Genomic DNA, 18,484 nt, shown 5'->3' on the forward strand with positions numbered 1-18,484 from the left:
ACACAAGATGTTTAGTTTTATTGCCCGCCGATTGGGGTTACTGATCCCCACGTTCTTCGGCATCACCTTGCTGACTTTCGCGTTGATTCGCATGATTCCAGGCGACCCCGTGGAAGTAATGATGGGCGAACGTAGAGTCGACCCCGAAATGCATGCTCAGGCAATGGAACGCCTAGGTCTGAACAAACCCCTGTATGCCCAATACCTGGATTACATCGGCAAGTTGGCCCACGGCGATCTCGGCGAATCCCTGCGTACCCGTGAAAGCGTCTGGACCGAGTTCAGCTCTCTCTTCCCCGCGACCCTGGAACTGTCCATGGCCGCCCTGTTGTTCGCCGGCATCCTGGGCCTTCTGGCCGGGGTGATTGCGGCACTCAAGCGAGGATCCCTGTTCGACCACGGGGTGATGGGAGTCTCCCTGGCGGGATACTCGATGCCGATCTTCTGGTGGGGCCTGATCCTGATCATGTTCTTCTCGGTGAGCCTGGGCTGGACGCCGGTGTCCGGGCGGATCGACCTGCTCTACGACATCGAGCCGCGCACCGGCTTCATGCTGATCGATACGCTGCTGGCCGATGACGTCGGGGCGTTCTTCGATGCCCTGCATCACCTGATCCTGCCGGCCATCGTGCTCGGCACCATTCCGCTGGCGGTGATCGCGCGAATGACCCGTTCGTCGATGCTCGAAGTACTGCGTGAAGACTACATCCGTACCGCCAAAGCCAAGGGCCTGTCGCCATCGCGGGTGGTGTTCGTTCACGGCCTGCGTAACGCACTGATTCCGGTACTGACCGTGGTCGGCCTGCAAGTCGGCACGCTGCTGGCCGGTGCGGTCCTGACCGAAACCATTTTCTCCTGGCCCGGCATCGGCAAATGGCTGATCGAAGCCATTGGCGCACGGGACTATCCCGTGGTGCAGAACGGCATCCTGTTAATCGCCTGCCTGGTGATTCTGGTCAACTTCGTAGTGGACATCCTCTACGGCTTTGCCAACCCACGCATCCGTCATCAGCGCTGAGATCAAGACCATGACCACTCTCACTACACCGGTAGCAGTCGATCAAAGCCTGCTGTATCCGTCCCCGTATAAAGAATTCTGGCACGCGTTCTCCAGGAACAAAGGCGCCGTCGCCGGCCTGATGTTCATGCTGCTGGTGATTTTCTGCGCGATCTTCGCCCCATGGGTCGCACCGCATAACCCAAGCGAGCAGTACCGCGACTTCCTGCTGACCCCGCCGTCCTGGCTGGAAGGCGGGCAAATCCAGTTCCTGCTCGGCACCGATGAACTGGGTCGCGACCTGCTGTCGCGGCTGATCAACGGTTCGCGCCTGTCCCTGCTGATCGGCTTGTCGTCGGTGGTGATGTCGCTGATTCCGGGCATCCTTTTGGGTCTGTTCGCCGGGTTCTTCCCGCGCGTGCTCGGCCCGACCATCATGCGTCTGATGGACATCATGCTGGCCCTGCCGTCCCTGCTGCTGGCCGTGGCGATTGTCGCCATCCTCGGCCCTGGCCTGATCAACACCATTATTGCCATCGCCGTGGTTTCGTTGCCGTCCTATGTTCGTCTGACCCGCGCTGCGGTGATGGGCGAACTGAACCGCGACTACGTGACCGCCGCGCGCCTGGCCGGTGCCGGTCTGCCACGCCTGATGTTCGTCACCGTGCTGCCCAACTGCATGGCGCCGCTGATCGTTCAGGCCACCCTGAGTTTCTCCTCGGCGATTCTCGATGCCGCGGCACTGGGCTTCCTCGGCCTTGGCGTACAACCGCCAACGCCTGAGTGGGGCACCATGCTGGCTTCGGCTCGTGACTACATCGAACGCGCCTGGTGGGTGGTGAGCTTGCCTGGTTTGACCATTTTGCTCAGCGTGCTGGCAATCAACTTGATGGGCGACGGCCTGCGCGATGCGCTGGACCCGAAACTCAAGAACGCCGCCTGAGGAGATTCAAATGTCACTGTTAGAAATCAAGAATCTCAACGTTCGCTTCGGCGACGCCAACGCCGTTCCGGTGGTCGACGGTCTCGACATTACCGTGGAAAAAGGCGAAGTACTGGCCATCGTCGGCGAATCGGGTTCCGGCAAGTCCGTGACCATGATGGCGCTGATGGGCCTGATCGAGCATCCGGGGATCGTCACTGCCGATGCCCTGAATTTCGACGGCAAGAACATGCTCAAGCTCAGCAACCGTCAACGTCGGCAAATCGTCGGCAAAGACCTGGCCATGGTGTTTCAGGACCCGATGACCGCGCTGAATCCGAGCTACACCGTCGGTTTCCAGATTGAAGAAGTGCTGCGCCTGCACCTGAAAATGTCCAGAAAGGACGCCCGCAAGCGTGCCATCGAGCTGCTGGAAAAAGTGGAAATCCCAGGCGCTGCCAGCCGGATGGACGCCTACCCGCATCAACTCTCCGGCGGTATGAGCCAGCGTGTTGCAATCGCCATGGCGATTGCCGGCGAACCGAAACTGCTGATCGCCGACGAACCGACCACCGCGCTGGACGTAACGATTCAGGCGCAGATCATGGACCTGCTGCTGGCCCTGCAAAAAGAGCAGGACATGGGCCTGGTGCTGATCACCCACGACCTCGCGGTCGTCGCCGAAACCGCCCAGCGCGTGTGCGTGATGTATGCCGGCCAAGCGGTTGAAGTCGGTCAGGTGCCACAACTGTTCGACATTCCGGCGCACCCGTACAGCGAGGCACTGCTCAAGGCCATTCCGGAACACAGCCTGGGTGCCGCGCGCCTGTCGACACTGCCAGGCATCGTTCCCGGTCGTTACGACCGCCCGCAAGGCTGCCTGTTGTCGCCGCGCTGCCCCTACGTGCAGGACAACTGCCGCACCCAGCGTCCGGCCCTTGACCCGAAAAGCAACAGCCTCGCCCGTTGCTTCTACCCGTTGAATCAGGAGGTGGCGTAATGGCCGTCGTACTTACCGCCCGCAACCTGACCCGCCACTATGAAGTGTCCCGTGGCCTGTTCAAGGGGCATGCGACCGTGCGCGCCCTCAACGGCGTGTCGTTCGAACTGGAAGCCGGCAAAACCCTCGCCGTTGTGGGCGAATCGGGCTGCGGCAAATCCACCCTGGCCCGCGCCTTGACCCTGATCGAAGAGCCGTCCTCCGGCTCCTTGAAAATCGCCGGGCAGGAAGTCGCCGGCGCCGACAAGGCCCAACGCAAGCAACTGCGCAAAGACGTGCAGATGGTGTTCCAGAGCCCGTACGCGTCGCTGAACCCACGGCAGAAAGTCGGTGATCAACTGGCTGAGCCGCTGCTGATCAACACCAATCTCAGCGCCTCGGAACGTCGCGAGAAAGTCCAGGCGATGATGAAGCAGGTGGGCTTGCGTCCCGAGCACTACCAGCGCTATCCGCATATGTTCTCCGGCGGTCAGCGCCAGCGGATTGCCCTGGCCCGCGCGATGATGCTGCAACCGAAAGTGCTGGTCGCGGACGAACCGACCTCGGCGCTGGACGTGTCGATTCAGGCGCAGGTGCTCAACCTGTTCATGGATTTGCAGCAAGAGTTCAACACCGCCTACGTGTTCATCTCCCACAACCTGGCCGTGGTGCGTCACGTCGCCGATCATGTGATGGTGATGTACCTCGGTCGCCCGGTGGAAATGGGCCCGAAAGAGGACATCTACACTCGCCCTCTGCACCCGTACACCCAGGCGCTGTTGTCGGCCACCCCGACCATTCACCCGGACCCGAACAAGCCGAAAATCAAGATCGTCGGTGAGTTGCCGAACCCGCTGAACCCGCCGTCCGGCTGCGCCTTCCACAAGCGATGCCCGTACGCGACCGAGCGCTGCACCACAGAAGAACCGCTCTTGCGCCTGGTCGACACCCGCCAGGTGGCTTGTCACTACGCCGAGCAATTCCTCGACGGCGCGGCATAAAAAAACGCGCCTCGGATTTCGGGGCGCGCTTTTACCGAGTTGACCAGACCCCTTCCGCCAGACTGCGCATCAGTCCGGCAGGAGGGGTTTTCTTTGGTCTGTCATTTACGTTTGCGTCTCTTCCTCTTCCTCGTCCTCATCGGCGTCTGGGTCGTCTTCGTCTGATTCGGTCGCAGCGATCATCAGCTCGCTGTGCACGCCTTGCCCGTTCAAGGCCTGTTTTTCATGGTCCTGACATTCTGCCCACGCCACCGCCGACGTGCCGAGGGACAGCAGCACCAACACCTTAAGCAACAACACAATGCGTTGAAAAATACTCATAGCCGATTCCATCCTTTATGGGGGTGACGCATGGATGCCTGAAAGGTACTGAGTGAAATTTAGTTCCGATTGACCGGGTTCTCCAGATGGGACGCTACCGGGTAGCAGAAAATGCCGTTGGCGGAGAGATTGGTTTCGAATAAGGGTTATATCCAAACCCACTAACAATGATGCCCCCTGCTCGCGATGGCGGACAGCCAGTCGACACATGTCTGAATGCCAGACCGCTATCGCGAGCAGGCTCGCTCCCACAGGGAAATAGTGGTCAATAAAAAAGCCCCGATACTTACGCATCGGGGCTTTGGGTGTTACGGCTCAGCGCTTAGTGATGCTCACGCGTCGCACGGAATTTCACATCCGGCCAGCGCTCTTCCATCAGCGCCAGGTTGACCCGTGTCGGGGCCAGGTAGGTCAGGTGACCGCCGCCGTCGACAGCGAGGTTTTCCACGGCCTTGACCCGGAACTCCTCAAACTTCTTCTTATCATCGCAATCGATCCAGCGCGCGGAATAAACGGTGATCGGCTCATACGAGCACTCGACCTTGTATTCCTCTTTCAAACGGCTGGCGACCACATCGAACTGCAGCACACCGACGGCGCCGAGGATGATGTCGTTGCTGCGCTCGGGGAAGAACACCTGGGTGGCGCCTTCTTCGGCCAGTTGCTGCAAGCCCTGCCGCAGTTGCTTGGATTTCAGCGGATCACGCAGACGCACGCGACGGAACAGTTCCGGGGCGAAGTGCGGGATACCGGTGAAGCCCAGGACTTCGCCTTCGGTGAAGGTGTCGCCGATCTGGATGGTGCCGTGGTTATGCAAACCGATGATGTCGCCGGCAAACGCTTCTTCCAGTTGCTCACGCTCGGAGGAGAAGAAGGTCAGCGCATCGCCGATCCGCACGTCTTTGCCGGTGCGCACGTGGCGCATTTTCATGCCTTTTTCGTACTTGCCGGAGCAAATACGCATGAAGGCGATGCGGTCGCGGTGTTTGGGGTCCATGTTCGCCTGGATCTTGAACACGAAGCCTGAGAACTTCTCTTCCACTGGTTCCACGGTGCGCTCGTTGGCGACACGGGCCAGCGGTTTCGGCGCCCAGTTGACCACGGCGTCGAGCACGTGATCGACACCGAAGTTGCCCAGAGCGGTACCGAAGAACACCGGTGTCAGTTGGCCGTCGAGGAATTCCTGTTGATTGAATTCGTGGCAGGCGCCCTGCACCAGTTCCAGCTGATCAACGAAGCGATCGTACTCGTCGCCCAAGTGCGCGCGGGCCTCATCGGAGTCGAGCTTCTCGATGATTTTCACATCGGTACGCTCATGGCCGTGGCCGGCGGTGTAGACGATGATGTAGTCGTCGGCGAGGTGATAAACGCCCTTGAAGTCGCGGTAGCAACCGATCGGCCAGGTGATCGGCGCCGCCTTGATCTTCAGGACCGCTTCGATTTCGTCGAGCAGTTCGATCGGGTCGCGAATGTCACGGTCGAGTTTGTTGATGAAGCTGACGATCGGCGTGTCACGCAAACGGCAGACGTCCATCAGGGCGATGGTCCGTGGTTCTACACCCTTACCGCCGTCGAGGACCATCAATGCCGAGTCCACCGCTGTCAGGGTGCGGTAGGTATCTTCGGAGAAGTCTTCGTGGCCCGGGGTGTCGAGCAGGTTGATCATGTGATCGCGATACGGGAACTGCATGACCGACGTGGTAATGGAAATACCCCGTTGTTTTTCCATTTCCATCCAGTCGGAGGTGGCATGGCGGTCGGATTTTCGAGATTTCACCGTGCCCGCAATCGCAATCGCCTTGCCCATCAGCAAGAGCTTCTCGGTGATGGTGGTCTTACCGGCATCGGGGTGGGAAATAATGGCGAAAGTGCGGCGTTTCGCGACTTCGGCGGCCTGTTTGGTCATGGGAAATCGCCTGGCAGGTGATTCAAAAAAGGGCCGCGATTATAGCCCAACTTCATCGAAGAACCGAACCGTTGAGCACATTAGGAGTGGCCAAATGCTGCTTCCGATGGGAACCTTTCGGAGCGTGGAGGCGTCCACTCCCCTGTTACGGCCATTCGTCAGGGTTGAAAAATCAGCAAGTTAGCCTGACGAGGCTGCGCTTATGGCTCGATTTCAGGCCGTTTTACCGGCACTGATAGAGCTGCTTTTCGCGAACACTGACTTCGGCAGCCAGGAATGGCATTGCCACACGAAGCGGTGTCCGCCGACTGAAAAAAGGAGTCCGCCTGTGGCTATTCGCTATGGCAAAGGGCTGACAGGAGGTGCGGTTGTCGTCGCCCTTCTGGCCCTGCTGGTCCACTGGATTGGCATCAACACGATCGAACAGTACCGCGACGATTTGTTGTTTTACCTGCAAGCTCATCTGATTCTCGTCCTCGTTTCCATGCTGGCCGCCCTTGTAGTGGGCATCCCCGCCGGCATCTTCCTCAGCCGCCCGACCATGGTTGGACGCGCCGAACGCTTCATGCAGATCTTCAACATCGGCAACACAGTGCCGCCTCTTGCCGTACTGGCCATTGCATTGGGGATCCTCGGCATCGGCAGCGGCCCGGCGATCTTCGCCTTGTTCCTCGCCTCACTGTTGCCGATTGTGCGCAACACCTACGAAGGGCTGAAAAACGTCCAGGGTTCACTCAAGGAAGCGGCCGTTGGCATCGGCATGACACCGACTCAGGTGCTATGGCGGGTCGAACTACCGAACGCCGTGCCGATCATCATCGGTGGCGTGCGCGTGGCGCTGGCGATCAACGTCGGTACCGCACCGCTGGCGTTCCTGATTGGCGCCAACAGCCTGGGCAGCCTGATTTTCCCCGGCATCGCCCTGAACAATCAGCCGCAACTGCTGCTCGGCGCGGCCTGCACCGCCCTGTTGGCCTTGCTGCTCGACGGCCTGGTGACACTCGCCAGCCGCCTCTGGCTCGAACGCGGCTTGCGCCCGTCTTAAGCCTCGGCAAAGGAATTTTTATGAAGAAATTAAGCTTTTTACTAGGCTGCGTTCTGCTGTTCGCAGGATTTGCCCAAGCCGCTGAAAAACCGGTGATCCGCATCGGCGCCCGGGTGTTCACCGAACAAACCCTGCTGGCGGAAATCACTTCCCAATACCTGCGCACCAAGGGTTACGACACCCAAGTGACCGGCGGTCTGGGTAGCAACCTGGCCCGCAGCGCCCACGAAAGTGGCCAGCTGGATTTGATGTGGGAATACACCGGCGTGTCGCTGGTGGCCTACAACCATGTCACCGACAAGCTCGACAGCGCTCAGTCCTACGCCCGGGTGAAAGAACTCGACGCGAAAAAGGGCCTGGTCTGGCTCACCCCGTCGAAGTTCAGCAACACCTACGCCCTGGCCCTGCCGGAAAACACCGCAAAGGCTTACCCGCAGATCAACACCATCAGCGAGCTGAACACGGTGCTGCAGGCTGAGGCGAAGACTAATCATCTCGTCGCGCTGGACACCGAGTTTGCCAACCGTTCCGACGGACTCGATGGCATGGTGGACCTCTACGGCATGAACCTGACCCGCAACAACATCCGCCAGATGGATGCCGGGCTGGTCTACACCGCTCTGCGCAATGGCCAGGTGTTTGCCGGTCTGGTCTACACCACCGACGGTCGTTTGAACGCCTTCAAGCTCAAATTGCTGGAAGACGACAAACATTACTTCCCGGACTACACCGCCGCGCCAGTGGTGAGTCAGGTTTACCTCGACGCCCACCCGAAACTCGCCGAAGAGCTCAAGCCACTGGCCGAACTTTTCGACGACGCCACCATGCGTCAGCTGAATGCGCGGGTCGATGTCGATCATGAAAGCCCTTCATCCGTTGCTGCAGATTTCCTGCGCCAGCACCCCATCAACTGAGGAGGAAAAGCCATGGAATTTTTGAACGCCTTTTCCCATCTCGATTGGCCGCAGGTTTTGCACCTGACCTGGCAGCACATCACCCTGGTCGGCATCGCCGTGACCCTGGCGATTCTGGTCGGCGTGCCGCTGGGCATCCTGATGACCCGTTTCCCGACACTGGCCGGCCCGTTGCAAGCCAGCGCTACGGTGTTGCTGACCGTGCCATCGATTGCGCTGTTCGGCCTGCTGCTGCCGTTCTACTCCAAATTCGGCCAGGGCCTCGGCCCGATGCCGGCGATCACCGCCGTGTTTCTGTACTCGTTGCTGCCGATCATGCGTAACACCTATTTGGCGCTGACCGGCGTCGAACCGGGTATTCGCGAAGCGGCGCGCGGCATCGGCATGACCTTCGGCCAGCGCCTGCGCATGGTCGAACTGCCGATTGCCGTGCCGGTGATCCTCGCCGGCGTGCGCACCGCCGTGGTGATGAACATCGGCGTGATGACCATCGCCGCGACCATCGGCGCCGGTGGTCTCGGTGTACTCATTCTCGCTTCCATCAGCCGCAGCGACATGTCGATGCTGATCGTCGGCGCCGTGCTGGTCAGTCTCCTGGCCATCTTCGCCGATCTGCTCCTGCAATGGCTGCAACGCACGCTGACTCCAAAAGGACTGCTCAAATGATCGAACTTCAAAACCTCAGCAAGACCTTCCAAAGCAACGGCAAAGATGTGAAAGCCGTGGACTCGGTAAGCCTGACCGTCAATGAAGGCGAGATCTGCGTGTTCCTGGGGCCATCGGGCTGCGGCAAAAGCACCACGCTGAAAATGATCAACCGCCTGATCAAACCGACCTCCGGCAAGATCCTGATCAACGGCGAAGACACCACCGACCTCGACGCCGTGACCCTGCGTCGCAACATCGGTTATGTGATCCAGCAGATCGGCCTGTTCCCGAACATGACCATCGAGGAAAACATCACCATCGTTCCGCGCCTGCTCGGCTGGGACAAACAGAAATGCCACGACCGCGCCCGCGAGTTGATGAGCATGATCAAGCTCGAACCCAAGCAGTATCTGACTCGCTATCCGCGTGAACTGTCCGGGGGCCAGCAGCAGCGGATCGGCGTGATTCGCGCGCTGGCGGCGGATGCGCCATTGCTGTTGATGGACGAACCGTTCGGCGCGGTCGACCCGATCAACCGTGAGATGATTCAGAACGAATTCTTCGAGATGCAACGGGCGCTGAACAAGACCGTGATCATGGTCAGCCACGACATTGACGAGGCGATCAAGCTCGGCGACAAGATCGCGATTTTCCGCGCTGGCAAACTGCTGCAGATCGACCACCCGGACACCCTGCTCGCGCACCCGGCGGACGACTTTGTCAGCAACTTCGTCGGCCAGGACAGCACCCTCAAGCGTCTGCTGCTGGTGAAAGCCGAAGACGCGGCGGACAACGCGCCCTCGGTGAGCCCGGAAACCCCGGTGGCCGAAGCGCTGGAGTTGATGGACGAACTGGACCGTCGCTACGTGGTGGTTACTTGTGCCGAGAACAAGGCCTTGGGCTACGTGCGCCGTCGCGACCTGCACCGCCAGACCGGCACCTGCACGCAATACTTGCGCGAGTTCAACGCCACCGCGGCGTACGACGAGCATTTGCGCATCCTGCTGTCGCGCATGTACGAGTTCAACCGCTCGTGGCTGCCGGTGATGGATGCCGAGCGGGTGTTCCTGGGTGAGGTGACCCAGGAATCGATAGCCGAATATTTGAGCTCCGGTAAGTCCCGTGGGGGCAAGACCAGTATTGTTTCGCCAGCGGAAACTGCGTTGGCCTGACGGACGCCATCGCGGGCAAGCCTCGCTCCCACAGGGTTCTTGGTGTACACGAGATTTTGTGTACGACAGAAACCACTGTGGGAGCGGGCTTGCCCGCGATTGGGGGCACCACAAATCCCCCTGAAACACCTCAAATATCCCTTCTACGGGAACATCACACTGTCATGCAGGTCGGTTACATCAGTACCTGTCCGGCACCGCACGACGGAAGCGTGCAAAAACGCGACATTTTTTGTTGATCTCAAGCTCCTCACGCCCTAAAGTTCGCGCCGAACGTCCATGCTGGAAACGATCCATCCGGCTCAAGTACTGACGACGAGACAGCAAGGCCAAGGGAAAGCACCGCCTCCCATGGCCTTTTTGCTTTCGGCGACATGCCTTGGGAAGTAGGCGAACCAAAGTGGGGATACGGAGGGCGTTCATTTGCACCCATTGATAATTTCAGTTTGCCAGTAGGAGTTCCCAGCATGTCGATCAACGTCGAAGACTATTTCGCGCGCGATACCTTCCAGAAAATGAAGGCCTTCGCCGACAAACAAGAAACCCCGTTCGTGGTGATCGACACCGCGATGATCAGCCAGGCCTACGACGACCTGCGCGCCGGTTTCGAATTCGCCAAGGTCTACTACGCAGTCAAGGCCAACCCGGCTGTTGAAATCATCGACCTGCTCAAAGAGAAAGGCTCGAACTTCGACATCGCCTCGATCTACGAGCTCGACAAAGTGATGAACCAGGGCGTCGGCCCGGATCGCATCAGCTACGGCAACACCATCAAGAAATCCAAGGACATTCGCTACTTCTACGACAAGGGCGTGCGTCTGTATGCCACCGACTCCGAAGCCGACCTGCGCAACATCGCCAAGGCAGCTCCGGGCTCGAAAGTCTACGTGCGCATCCTGACCGAAGGTTCGACCACCGCCGACTGGCCACTGTCGCGTAAATTCGGCTGCCAGACCGACATGGCCATGGACCTGCTGATCCTCGCTCGCGACCTGGGTCTGGTGCCTTACGGCATCTCCTTCCACGTCGGCTCGCAGCAGCGTGACATCAGCGTCTGGGACGCGGCGATCGCCAAGGTCAAAGTGATCTTCGAGCGTCTGAAAGAAGAAGACGGTATCCACCTGAAGCTGATCAACATGGGCGGTGGCTTCCCGGCCAACTACATCACCCGCACCAACAGCCTGGAAACCTACGCTGAAGAAATCATCCGCTTCCTCAAGGAAGACTTCGGCGACGAGCTGCCGGAAATCATCCTGGAGCCGGGCCGCTCGCTGATCGCCAACGCCGGCATTCTGGTCAGCGAAGTGGTGTTGGTGGCGCGTAAATCCCGTACCGCCGTCGAGCGATGGGTGTACACGGATGTGGGCAAGTTCTCCGGCCTGATCGAAACCATGGACGAAGCCATCAAGTTCCCGATCTGGACCGAGAAAAAAGGCGAGATGGAAGAAGTGGTCATCGCCGGCCCGACCTGCGACAGCGCCGACATCATGTACGAGAACTACAAGTACGGTCTGCCGCTGAACCTGGCGATCGGTGACCGCTTGTACTGGTTGTCGACCGGTGCTTACACCACCAGCTACAGCGCTGTTGAATTCAATGGCTTCCCGCCGTTGAAGTCGTTCTACGTTTAATCCGCTGCTGGCCCGAAAAAAGCCCATGACATGTCATGGGCTTTTTTTTTGACCGCATTCAACGTCCGCAGAATCTGGTCTGACATGGCTTTGACTTCAGCCAGCGAAAAATCCACCAGTCTCAATGAGCTACTGGCACGTCCCAAGGTTTGTCCGGAATGGTTGATTTGAAGATATCGCTGGGCTTCACCCAGGATATACGTCAGCCGGTAGCAAAAGTCGCTGAGATTGTTCACCACCCCTGTGGTGCGCCGATATAACCCGGATAGCCGAGCAAGATGTTCCCGCGCCATTTCCAGTCGCTCCTGCTGAGAGTAGGGTTGGGGTACGCTTCGATCTTGGGGATAGGATCGTGGCATTGACACAAGGGAAGTCCGATCGACTCGATGAGTCGAACAAAAATACTGTGGATCGTTTCACCGACGCTGCGCACTGTTTCCTTGAATCTCGCGACACCTGACTTGCAGGTTTCCAGCCGAGAGAAAAGCTCACGCATGACGCAATGTTGTCGGAGAGGCGTGACGATCTGTCGCTGACCGCCGCGCTGTTCCGCACCGAGAAAACCAACGCGCGGATCAACGATCCGGACGGCGGCACCACGCAAGTACTGGACGGCGAACAGCAGGTCAATGGCCTGGAACTGAGCTACGCCGGCAAGCTGACCAGTTAAACGAGAATCCCTGTGGTTGCGCGGCGGACTGACTGACATTAGGCCAAAGCCCCGTTCATCGACGTGAACGGGGCTTTTGTGTGTAAAAAAGAATGCTTCTCGACAACTCACGGCATAATGCGCGCCGTGATGATGACTTTTGAACGAACAAGGCGAGCGACGTGTTGAAGAAATCCCTGTTCCAGTTGCACTGGTTTTTCGGCATCAGCGCCGGGCTGGTCCTGGCCCTGATGGGCATCACCGGGGCGGCGGTATCGTTCCAGGATGAAATCCTGCGAGCGCTGAACCCCTCTGTGCTGCACGTCGAGAAGCAGATCGCCGGCGTACTGCCGCCTGCCGAGCTGGTAGAGAAAATCGAAGGTGCTTCGGGCAAGACAGTCTCGATGCTTTGGGTCGAGACCGACAGCGGCAACGCCGCGCGGGTGATCTTCACGGCACCACCCGGTGAACGTCGCGGGCCGATGCGTTACTTCGACCCATACACCGCCGAGTTCATGGGCGACGTCACGGGCCAGGATTTCTTTGGCCTGATGCTGCAACTGCACCGGGTCTTGGCCATGGACGATACCGGCCGGCAGATCACCGGCGCCTGTACGCTGATCCTGCTGTTCTTCTGCCTGTCCGGCCTGTACCTGCGCTGGCCGCGGCAGTGGAAAAACTGGCGCGCCTGGCTGACCCTGGACTGGAATAAAAAGGGCCGCAGCTTCAATTGGGATCTGCATTCGGTGGCCGGTACCTGGTGCCTGGTGTTCTATCTTTTGGCGGCGCTGACCGGGCTGACCTGGTCGTACGAGTGGTACAACAAGGGCCTGACGCGGCTGCTTTCCGATTCGCCGCAAAACGAACGAGTGCGCAGTCGCGGTCCTGCGCCAAGCGGCCCGGCCCCCACCGCCGATTACGCCGCGATATGGAGCAGCATCTACAGCGCCGCCGGCCCTGGGCTTTCGTCCTACAACGTGCGTATGCCACCGGTGGCCGGGCAACCGGCAACGGTGTTCTACCTGCTGAAGAACTCCCCCCACGACCAGGCACGGAACCAGCTCACCCTCGATCCGGCGACCGGCATCGTCAGCCGTCATGACCGTTACAGCGACAAGAGCCTCAAGGCGCAGCTGTTGACCAGTGTCTACGCGCTGCATGTCGGCAGTTATTTCGGGATGATCGGGCGGATTATGGTGACGATCGCCGCGCTGGCCATGCCGCTGTTTTTCATCACTGGCTGGTTGCTGTACCTGGACCGTCGACGCAAGAAACGTCAGATCAAGGACGCCCGCAAAGGCCTCGCGCAACCGGGCAGCGATGCGCCGGCATGGCTGATCGGCTTCGCCAGCCAGAGCGGGTTTGCCGAGCAACTCGCCTGGCAGACTGCCGGACAATTGCAGGCCGCCGGGTTGCCGGTGAAGGTTCAACCGTTGGCCAATGTCAGCGAACAGGACCTGCAGGATTCCAGCAACGCGCTGTTTGTGGTCAGCACCTTCGGCGACGGTGAAGCACCGGACAGCGCCCGAGGATTCGAACGCAAAGTGTTGGGTCGGACGCTGAGTTTCGACAGTCTTAACTATGCCGTACTCGGCCTCGGTGACCGCCAGTATCAACACTTCTGCGGCTTCGCTCGCCGCTTGCACACCTGGCTGGGCGAGCACGGCGGCAAGACCTTGTTCGCCCCGGTGGAAGTCGACAGCGGCGACCCTTACGCCTTGCGTCACTGGCAACAGCAACTCGGCCTGCTGACGGGCCAGGCGCCGGTGGATACCTGGCAAGCGCCACGCTACGACAACTGGACCCTGACCCGTCGCGAATTGATGAACCCGGACAGCAGCGGTTCGCCCGTGTATTTGCTCGGTCTCAGCGCCCCCTCCACCAGCAGCTGGCTGGCCGGTGATCTGGTGGAAGTGCTGCCGCGAAACTGCCCGTGGGCCATCGAGCATTTCCTCGACGGCCTGGGGATTGATGGTCGGGCCACGGTTGAGTTCGATGGCCTGTCGCAAACGCTGGAACAAGCCCTCGCCAGCCGCCAACTGCCCGAGAACCGCGCCCATCTGGTCGGCCTGCACGCGCAAGCGCTGGCGGACGCCCTGGTGCCGTTGGCCATGCGCGAATATTCCATCGCCTCGATCGCCGCCGACGGCGTGCTGGAGTTGATCGTGCGTCAGGAATTGCATGCCGACGGCAGCCTGGGCGTCGGTTCCGGCTGGTTGACCGAACACGCGCCCGTGGGTAGCAGCATCAGCCTGCGGGTACGACGCAACAGTGGTTTCCATCTACCGAACGAACCGGTGCCGATGATCCTGCTGGGCAACGGCACCGGGCTCGCCGGGTTGCGCAGTTTGCTCAAGGCACGGATTGCGGATGGGCAGCAGCGTCACTGGCTGCTATTCGGCGAGCGCAATCGCGAGCACGACTACCTGTGCCGCGCAGAGCTGGAAGAGTGGTCCATCAACGGGGATCTGGAGCGACTGGACCTGGCGTTCTCCCGAGATCAGGCCGAGAAGATCTATGTGCAGGATCGCCTGCGCGAATCTGCCGGCGAGTTGAAAAAGTGGCTGGCCGATGGCGCCGTGATTTACATCTGCGGCAGTTTGCAGGGGATGGCTTCAGGCGTGGATCAAGTGCTCAATGAAGTGCTGGGCGCGGATGAAGTCGAGCGCCTGATCGAACAAGGCCGCTACCGCCGCGACGTCTACTAATAGCGCGGTACATTGATTGATCGTTCCCACGCTCCGCGTGGGAATGCCTCAACGGACGCTCCGCGTTCGGCTTGAAAGGGACGCGGAGCGTCCCGGGCTGCATTCCCACGCAGAGCGTGGGAACGATCATGCAGCCCTCAAACTGGCTGCAACCTGCGCTCAAACACCCCCACCCCATCCAGATCCCGTAGCACGATGCCCATCTCCCCCGTCTGCCCATCAATGTTCACCTCGCCAAAAAACTGAAACCCGGCAAACGGCGAGGTGTTCTGCGCCGGCGGTGCTTTCTCGAACACCACTTCGGGACCAAAGGTTTTATCCAGCGCATTCGGCCCGAAGCTCCCCGCATTCAGCGGCCCCGCGACAAACTCCCAGAACGGTTCGAAGTCCTGAAACGCCGCGCGGTCCGGGTGGTAATGGTGCGCCGCGCAGTAATGCACATCCGCCGTGAGGAATACGAAATTGCGCACCTGCTGCGCCCGCAGAAAACCGAGCAATTCAGAGATTTCCACTTCACGGCCTTGAGCCGGGCCGGGGTCACCGTTGGCCACCGCCTCCCACCGCGCCACACCGGGGCTGACTTCACCGTCGGGGACGCCGAGGCCGATGGGCATGTCGGCGGCGATGACTTTCCATTGGGCCTGGGAGCCTTTCAATTCACGCTTGAGCCAGTCCAATTGTTCGCGACCGAGAAACGGTTTGGCGGCCCCCAGGTTGTCGTCATTGGCTTCGCGATAACTGCGCATGTCGAGCACGAACACATCAAGCATCGGCCCATAACTCAGCTTGCGATAAATCCGCCCGCCGTCATCGGCACTCTGCAAGCGCATCGGCGCGTATTCCAGCCAGGCCTGGCGCGCGCGGCCCACCAGGCTGTGGATATCTTTGCTCTTGTAGCGCTCATCCAGTTGCTTGCCCGGCGACCAGTTGTTCACCACTTCGTGGTCGTCCCACTGCCAGATTTGTGGGACCTCGGCGTTGAAGCGGCGAATGTTTTCGTCCATCAGGTTGTAGCGGTAATTGCCGCGATAGTCGTCGAGGGTTTCGGCGACTTTGCTCTTGGCTTCGCTGGTGATGTTGCGCCACACCCGGCCGCTTTCGGTGGTCAGTTGCGCCGGCACCGGGCCGTCGGCGTAGATCGTATCGCCGCTGTGGATAAAAAAATCCGGCAGGCGCAGACGCATGGCTTCGTAGATACGCATGCCGCCAATGTCCGGGTTGATGCCGAAACCCTGGCCGACCGTGTCGCCGCTCCAGACAAACCGAATATCCCGCCGGGCGGTTGGCACACTGCGCAGATGACCGAACCAGGGTTCGCTGGCGACACCGCTTTGGGCGTCTTCGAACGTCACACGGTAGAAAATCGCCTGATCGGCGGGCAGGCCAGTGAGCTCGACGCGGGCGGTGAAGTCGGTGCGGGCATCGGCCAATGGCGAAACAAATCGACGAGGGTTACTGAACAGACTGCGCGTGTCCCATTCCACCACCATCCGCGCCGCGCGGTCGCTACGGCTCCAGATCATCGCCCGGTCGCCCAACAGGTCGCCAGACTGCACGCCATCGGTGAGTTGCGGCCGATCCTTGACCGAAGCAATCACCGCCGGGGCCAGGCCGGGCATCAACAGCCCGGCGCCAACGACCTGCATGACACGACGACGGCTGAGGTCGAATTCGCTCATGGTGTTCTCCCTGAAAAAGGAAAACTTAAGCACGTGCAAATGACACCCATGTGAAAGCCCGATCCCTGTGGGAGCGGGCTTGCCCGCGATAGCGGTGCAACAGTCACCGAATGGGTTGAATGTTAAGCCGTCATCGCGGACAAGCCCGCTCCCACAGGTTTTGTGGTGTGTCAGGCGTTGGCCGGTTCCAGCGCCAGTTCCACTGTTTCCGGCCGCTTGAGCACCGAATACACCACCGCCGTCAGCAAACTACCGGCGACGATCGCCAGCAGGTACAACAGCGCATGGTTGATCGCATTCGGAATCAGCATCACGAACAACCCACCGTGCGGCGCCATGAGTTTGCAGCCGAAGTACATCGACAACGCGCCGGTCAACGCGCCGCCGGCGATGCTCGCCGGAATCACCCGCAGCGGGTCTTTGGCCGCGAACGGAATCGCCCCTTCGGAGATAAAGCACAGCCCCAGCACCAGCGCCGCTTTACCGGCCTCGCGCTCCGTCTGGGCGAACTTGCGCCGGGCGATGAACGTGGCGATGCCCAGGCCAATCGGCGGCACCATGCCGGCGGCCATGGTCGCGGCCATCGGTGCATAACTCTGCGATGCCAGCAGCCCCACTGAAAACGCGTAAGCCGCCTTGTTGATCGGCCCGCCGAGGTCGACGCACATCATCCCGCCCAGCAGCACACCGAGCAGGATGGCGTTGGTGGTGCCCATGCTGTCGAGGAAGTGCGTGAGCCCGGCGAGCATTTCGGCCACCGGTTTGCCGACCACGTAGATCATCACCAGACCGGTGAACAGGCTCGCCAGCAACGGGATGATCAGGATCGGTTTCAGCGCCTCAAGGCTTTGCGGCAGGCGCGCATAGCGATTGATCGCCTGGGCCGCGTAACCGGCGATGAAACCGGCAATGATCCCGCCAATGAAACCGGCGCCCAGGGTGCTCGCCAGCAAACCACCGATCATCCCCGGCGCCAGGCCCGGGCGGTCGGCGATGGAGTAAGCGATGTACCCCGCCAGCAGCGGCACCATCAGCTTGAACGCCGTCTCGCCGCCGATCTGCATCAGCGCGGCCGCCAGCGTACCTTCTTCCTTGAACGCGGTGATGCCGAACACGAAGGACAAGGCGATCATCAGACCGCCCGCTACCACCATCGGCAACATGTAGGACACACCGGTCAGCAAGTGTTTGTAGATGCCGGACTTCTCTTGCTTGGCCGGGCCTTTGGCACCGGTCGCAGCACTTTCCTGCTTGCCTTCGGCCAGGGCTTTGTTCAGCGTCGCTTCGGCCTGTTTCAGCGCAATGCCGGTGCCGCAGCGGTAGATTTTCTTGCCAGCGAAACGCTCGGTGGCGACTTCTATGTCGGCCGCCAACAGCACCACATCGGCATCGGCAATCGCCTCTGCGCTAAGCGGATTGCGCGCGCCGACCGAGCCCTGGGTTTCCACTTGCAGGTCGTAGCCCAGACGCTTGGCCGCTTGCTGCAAGGCTTCGGCAGCCATGAAGGTGTGAGCGACGCCGGTCGGGCACGCAGTGACGGCCACCAGGCGCGGTGCATTTTTAACGATGGCGGCAGGCTCGGCGGCGGCTTCGGGTGCGACGTAAACCTCAGCCTCCTCCACCCCACGGCGCAGCACCGCTTCGACATCTTGCAGGGCCTGGGCCGGGGTGCTCTGGAACACCCGTTTGCCGACGAACCGCGACATGTCCACCGGCGCGCTGGTGACCAGCAACACCCACTCGGCGGCCTCGATGGTCGCCGCCGACAATTGACGTTCCGGATGGGCTGCATCAACGACTTCGACACTGGTGCTCCAACCCTGACGCTGGGCCGCTGCATCGAGCAGACGAGCGCAGAGCACACTGGTGACCATGCCGTTCGGGCAGGCCGTAACAATGGCTAACTTCATTG

15 protein-coding genes and 1 pseudogene are annotated in these 18,484 nt (G+C 60.5%); 11 read left to right on the forward strand and 5 right to left on the reverse strand.

From position 1 onward, the window contains the following. Positions 1 to 7: 7 nt before the first annotated feature. From PSH65_RS27625 to PSH65_RS27640, 4 genes are read left to right on the forward strand one after another with little or no spacing between them, the layout of a single operon-like run. Positions 8 to 1,018: an ABC transporter permease subunit gene (locus PSH65_RS27625; protein WP_305423572.1), complete on the forward strand. Its 1,011-nt coding sequence runs from the start codon at positions 8 to 10 to the stop codon at positions 1,016 to 1,018. A 10-nt stretch (positions 1,019 to 1,028) separates the two neighbouring features. Further along, positions 1,029 to 1,940 (forward strand): ABC transporter permease subunit, encoded by a 912-nt coding sequence (locus tag PSH65_RS27630; protein WP_052965615.1) that lies wholly within the window; start codon positions 1,029 to 1,031, stop codon positions 1,938 to 1,940. A 10-nt stretch (positions 1,941 to 1,950) separates the two neighbouring features. Further along, on the forward strand, positions 1,951 to 2,919 hold the full coding sequence (locus tag PSH65_RS27635; RefSeq protein WP_305423576.1) for an ABC transporter ATP-binding protein: 969 nt from the start codon (positions 1,951 to 1,953) through the stop codon (positions 2,917 to 2,919). After that, entirely contained in the window at positions 2,919 to 3,899 is a 981-nt protein-coding gene (locus PSH65_RS27640; protein ID WP_192346289.1) for a peptide ABC transporter ATP-binding protein, read from the forward strand. Before PSH65_RS27635 ends, PSH65_RS27640 begins: the two co-directional genes overlap by 1 nt. A 105-nt stretch (positions 3,900 to 4,004) precedes the next feature. Here the strand turns inward: PSH65_RS27640 and PSH65_RS27645 are convergent, their stop codons facing one another. Together PSH65_RS27645 and PSH65_RS27650 are read right to left on the reverse strand one after the other, a co-directional pair. After that, the gene (locus PSH65_RS27645; RefSeq protein ID WP_305423579.1) at positions 4,005 to 4,220 is read right to left on the reverse strand and encodes a hypothetical protein; all 216 of its coding nucleotides are present in this window, start codon (positions 4,218 to 4,220) and stop codon (positions 4,005 to 4,007) included. 322 nt (positions 4,221 to 4,542) lie between these two features. Continuing rightward, a complete protein-coding gene (locus tag PSH65_RS27650) occupies positions 4,543 to 6,126 on the reverse strand; it encodes a peptide chain release factor 3 (RefSeq protein ID WP_123498922.1) in 1,584 nt (527 codons plus the stop codon). A 328-nt stretch (positions 6,127 to 6,454) separates the two neighbouring features. On the opposite strand from PSH65_RS27650, the gene PSH65_RS27655 reads away from it, so the two are divergent. From PSH65_RS27655 to PSH65_RS27675, 5 genes are all read left to right on the forward strand, one after another. Next, positions 6,455 to 7,171, forward strand: a complete 717-nt coding sequence (locus PSH65_RS27655) for an ABC transporter permease (protein ID WP_192417399.1) — start codon at positions 6,455 to 6,457, stop codon at positions 7,169 to 7,171. Between the two features lie 20 nt (positions 7,172 to 7,191). Further along, positions 7,192 to 8,085, forward strand: coding sequence for a glycine betaine ABC transporter substrate-binding protein (locus PSH65_RS27660; protein WP_305423582.1), 894 nt, complete (start codon positions 7,192 to 7,194; stop codon positions 8,083 to 8,085). A 12-nt stretch (positions 8,086 to 8,097) separates the two neighbouring features. Beyond that, complete coding sequence (locus PSH65_RS27665) at positions 8,098 to 8,751, forward strand: ABC transporter permease (RefSeq protein ID WP_007900392.1); 654 nt, start codon at positions 8,098 to 8,100, stop codon at positions 8,749 to 8,751. Beyond that, entirely contained in the window at positions 8,748 to 9,905 is a 1,158-nt protein-coding gene (locus tag PSH65_RS27670; protein ID WP_305423584.1) for a betaine/proline/choline family ABC transporter ATP-binding protein, read from the forward strand. The genes PSH65_RS27665 and PSH65_RS27670 overlap by 4 nt, the downstream gene beginning before the upstream one ends. Positions 9,906 to 10,372: 467 nt before the next feature. Continuing rightward, complete coding sequence (locus tag PSH65_RS27675; protein ID WP_008067252.1) at positions 10,373 to 11,536, forward strand: type III PLP-dependent enzyme; 1,164 nt, start codon at positions 10,373 to 10,375, stop codon at positions 11,534 to 11,536. Here PSH65_RS27675 and PSH65_RS27680 read toward each other — a convergent pair. Further along, positions 11,533 to 11,829 (reverse strand): hypothetical protein, encoded by a 297-nt coding sequence (locus PSH65_RS27680; RefSeq protein ID WP_305423586.1) that lies wholly within the window; start codon positions 11,827 to 11,829, stop codon positions 11,533 to 11,535. The two genes, PSH65_RS27675 and PSH65_RS27680, sit on opposite strands and share 4 nt — an antisense overlap. Before the next feature lie 227 nt (positions 11,830 to 12,056). Here PSH65_RS27680 and PSH65_RS27685 point away from each other — a divergent pair. Beyond that, positions 12,057 to 12,200, forward strand: a pseudogene (locus tag PSH65_RS27685) (hypothetical protein); the annotation flags it as partial. Positions 12,201 to 12,367: 167 nt separating this feature from the next. Further along, a complete protein-coding gene (locus tag PSH65_RS27690; protein WP_305423588.1) occupies positions 12,368 to 14,893 on the forward strand; it encodes a sulfite reductase flavoprotein subunit alpha in 2,526 nt (841 codons plus the stop codon). Between the two features lie 137 nt (positions 14,894 to 15,030). Here PSH65_RS27690 and PSH65_RS27695 read toward each other — a convergent pair whose 3' ends face one another. Both PSH65_RS27695 and PSH65_RS27700 read right to left on the reverse strand, forming a co-directional pair. After that, a complete protein-coding gene (locus PSH65_RS27695) occupies positions 15,031 to 16,572 on the reverse strand; it encodes an alkaline phosphatase (RefSeq protein ID WP_305423589.1) in 1,542 nt (513 codons plus the stop codon). 170 nt (positions 16,573 to 16,742) lie between these two features. Beyond that, positions 16,743 to 18,482 (reverse strand): PTS fructose-like transporter subunit IIB, encoded by a 1,740-nt coding sequence (locus tag PSH65_RS27700; RefSeq protein WP_305423591.1) that lies wholly within the window; start codon positions 18,480 to 18,482, stop codon positions 16,743 to 16,745. Positions 18,483 to 18,484: the final 2 nt, after the last annotated feature.

Source organism: Pseudomonas sp. FP603, assembly GCF_030687415.1.
Lineage (GTDB): Bacteria > Pseudomonadota > Gammaproteobacteria > Pseudomonadales > Pseudomonadaceae > Aquipseudomonas > Aquipseudomonas wuhanensis.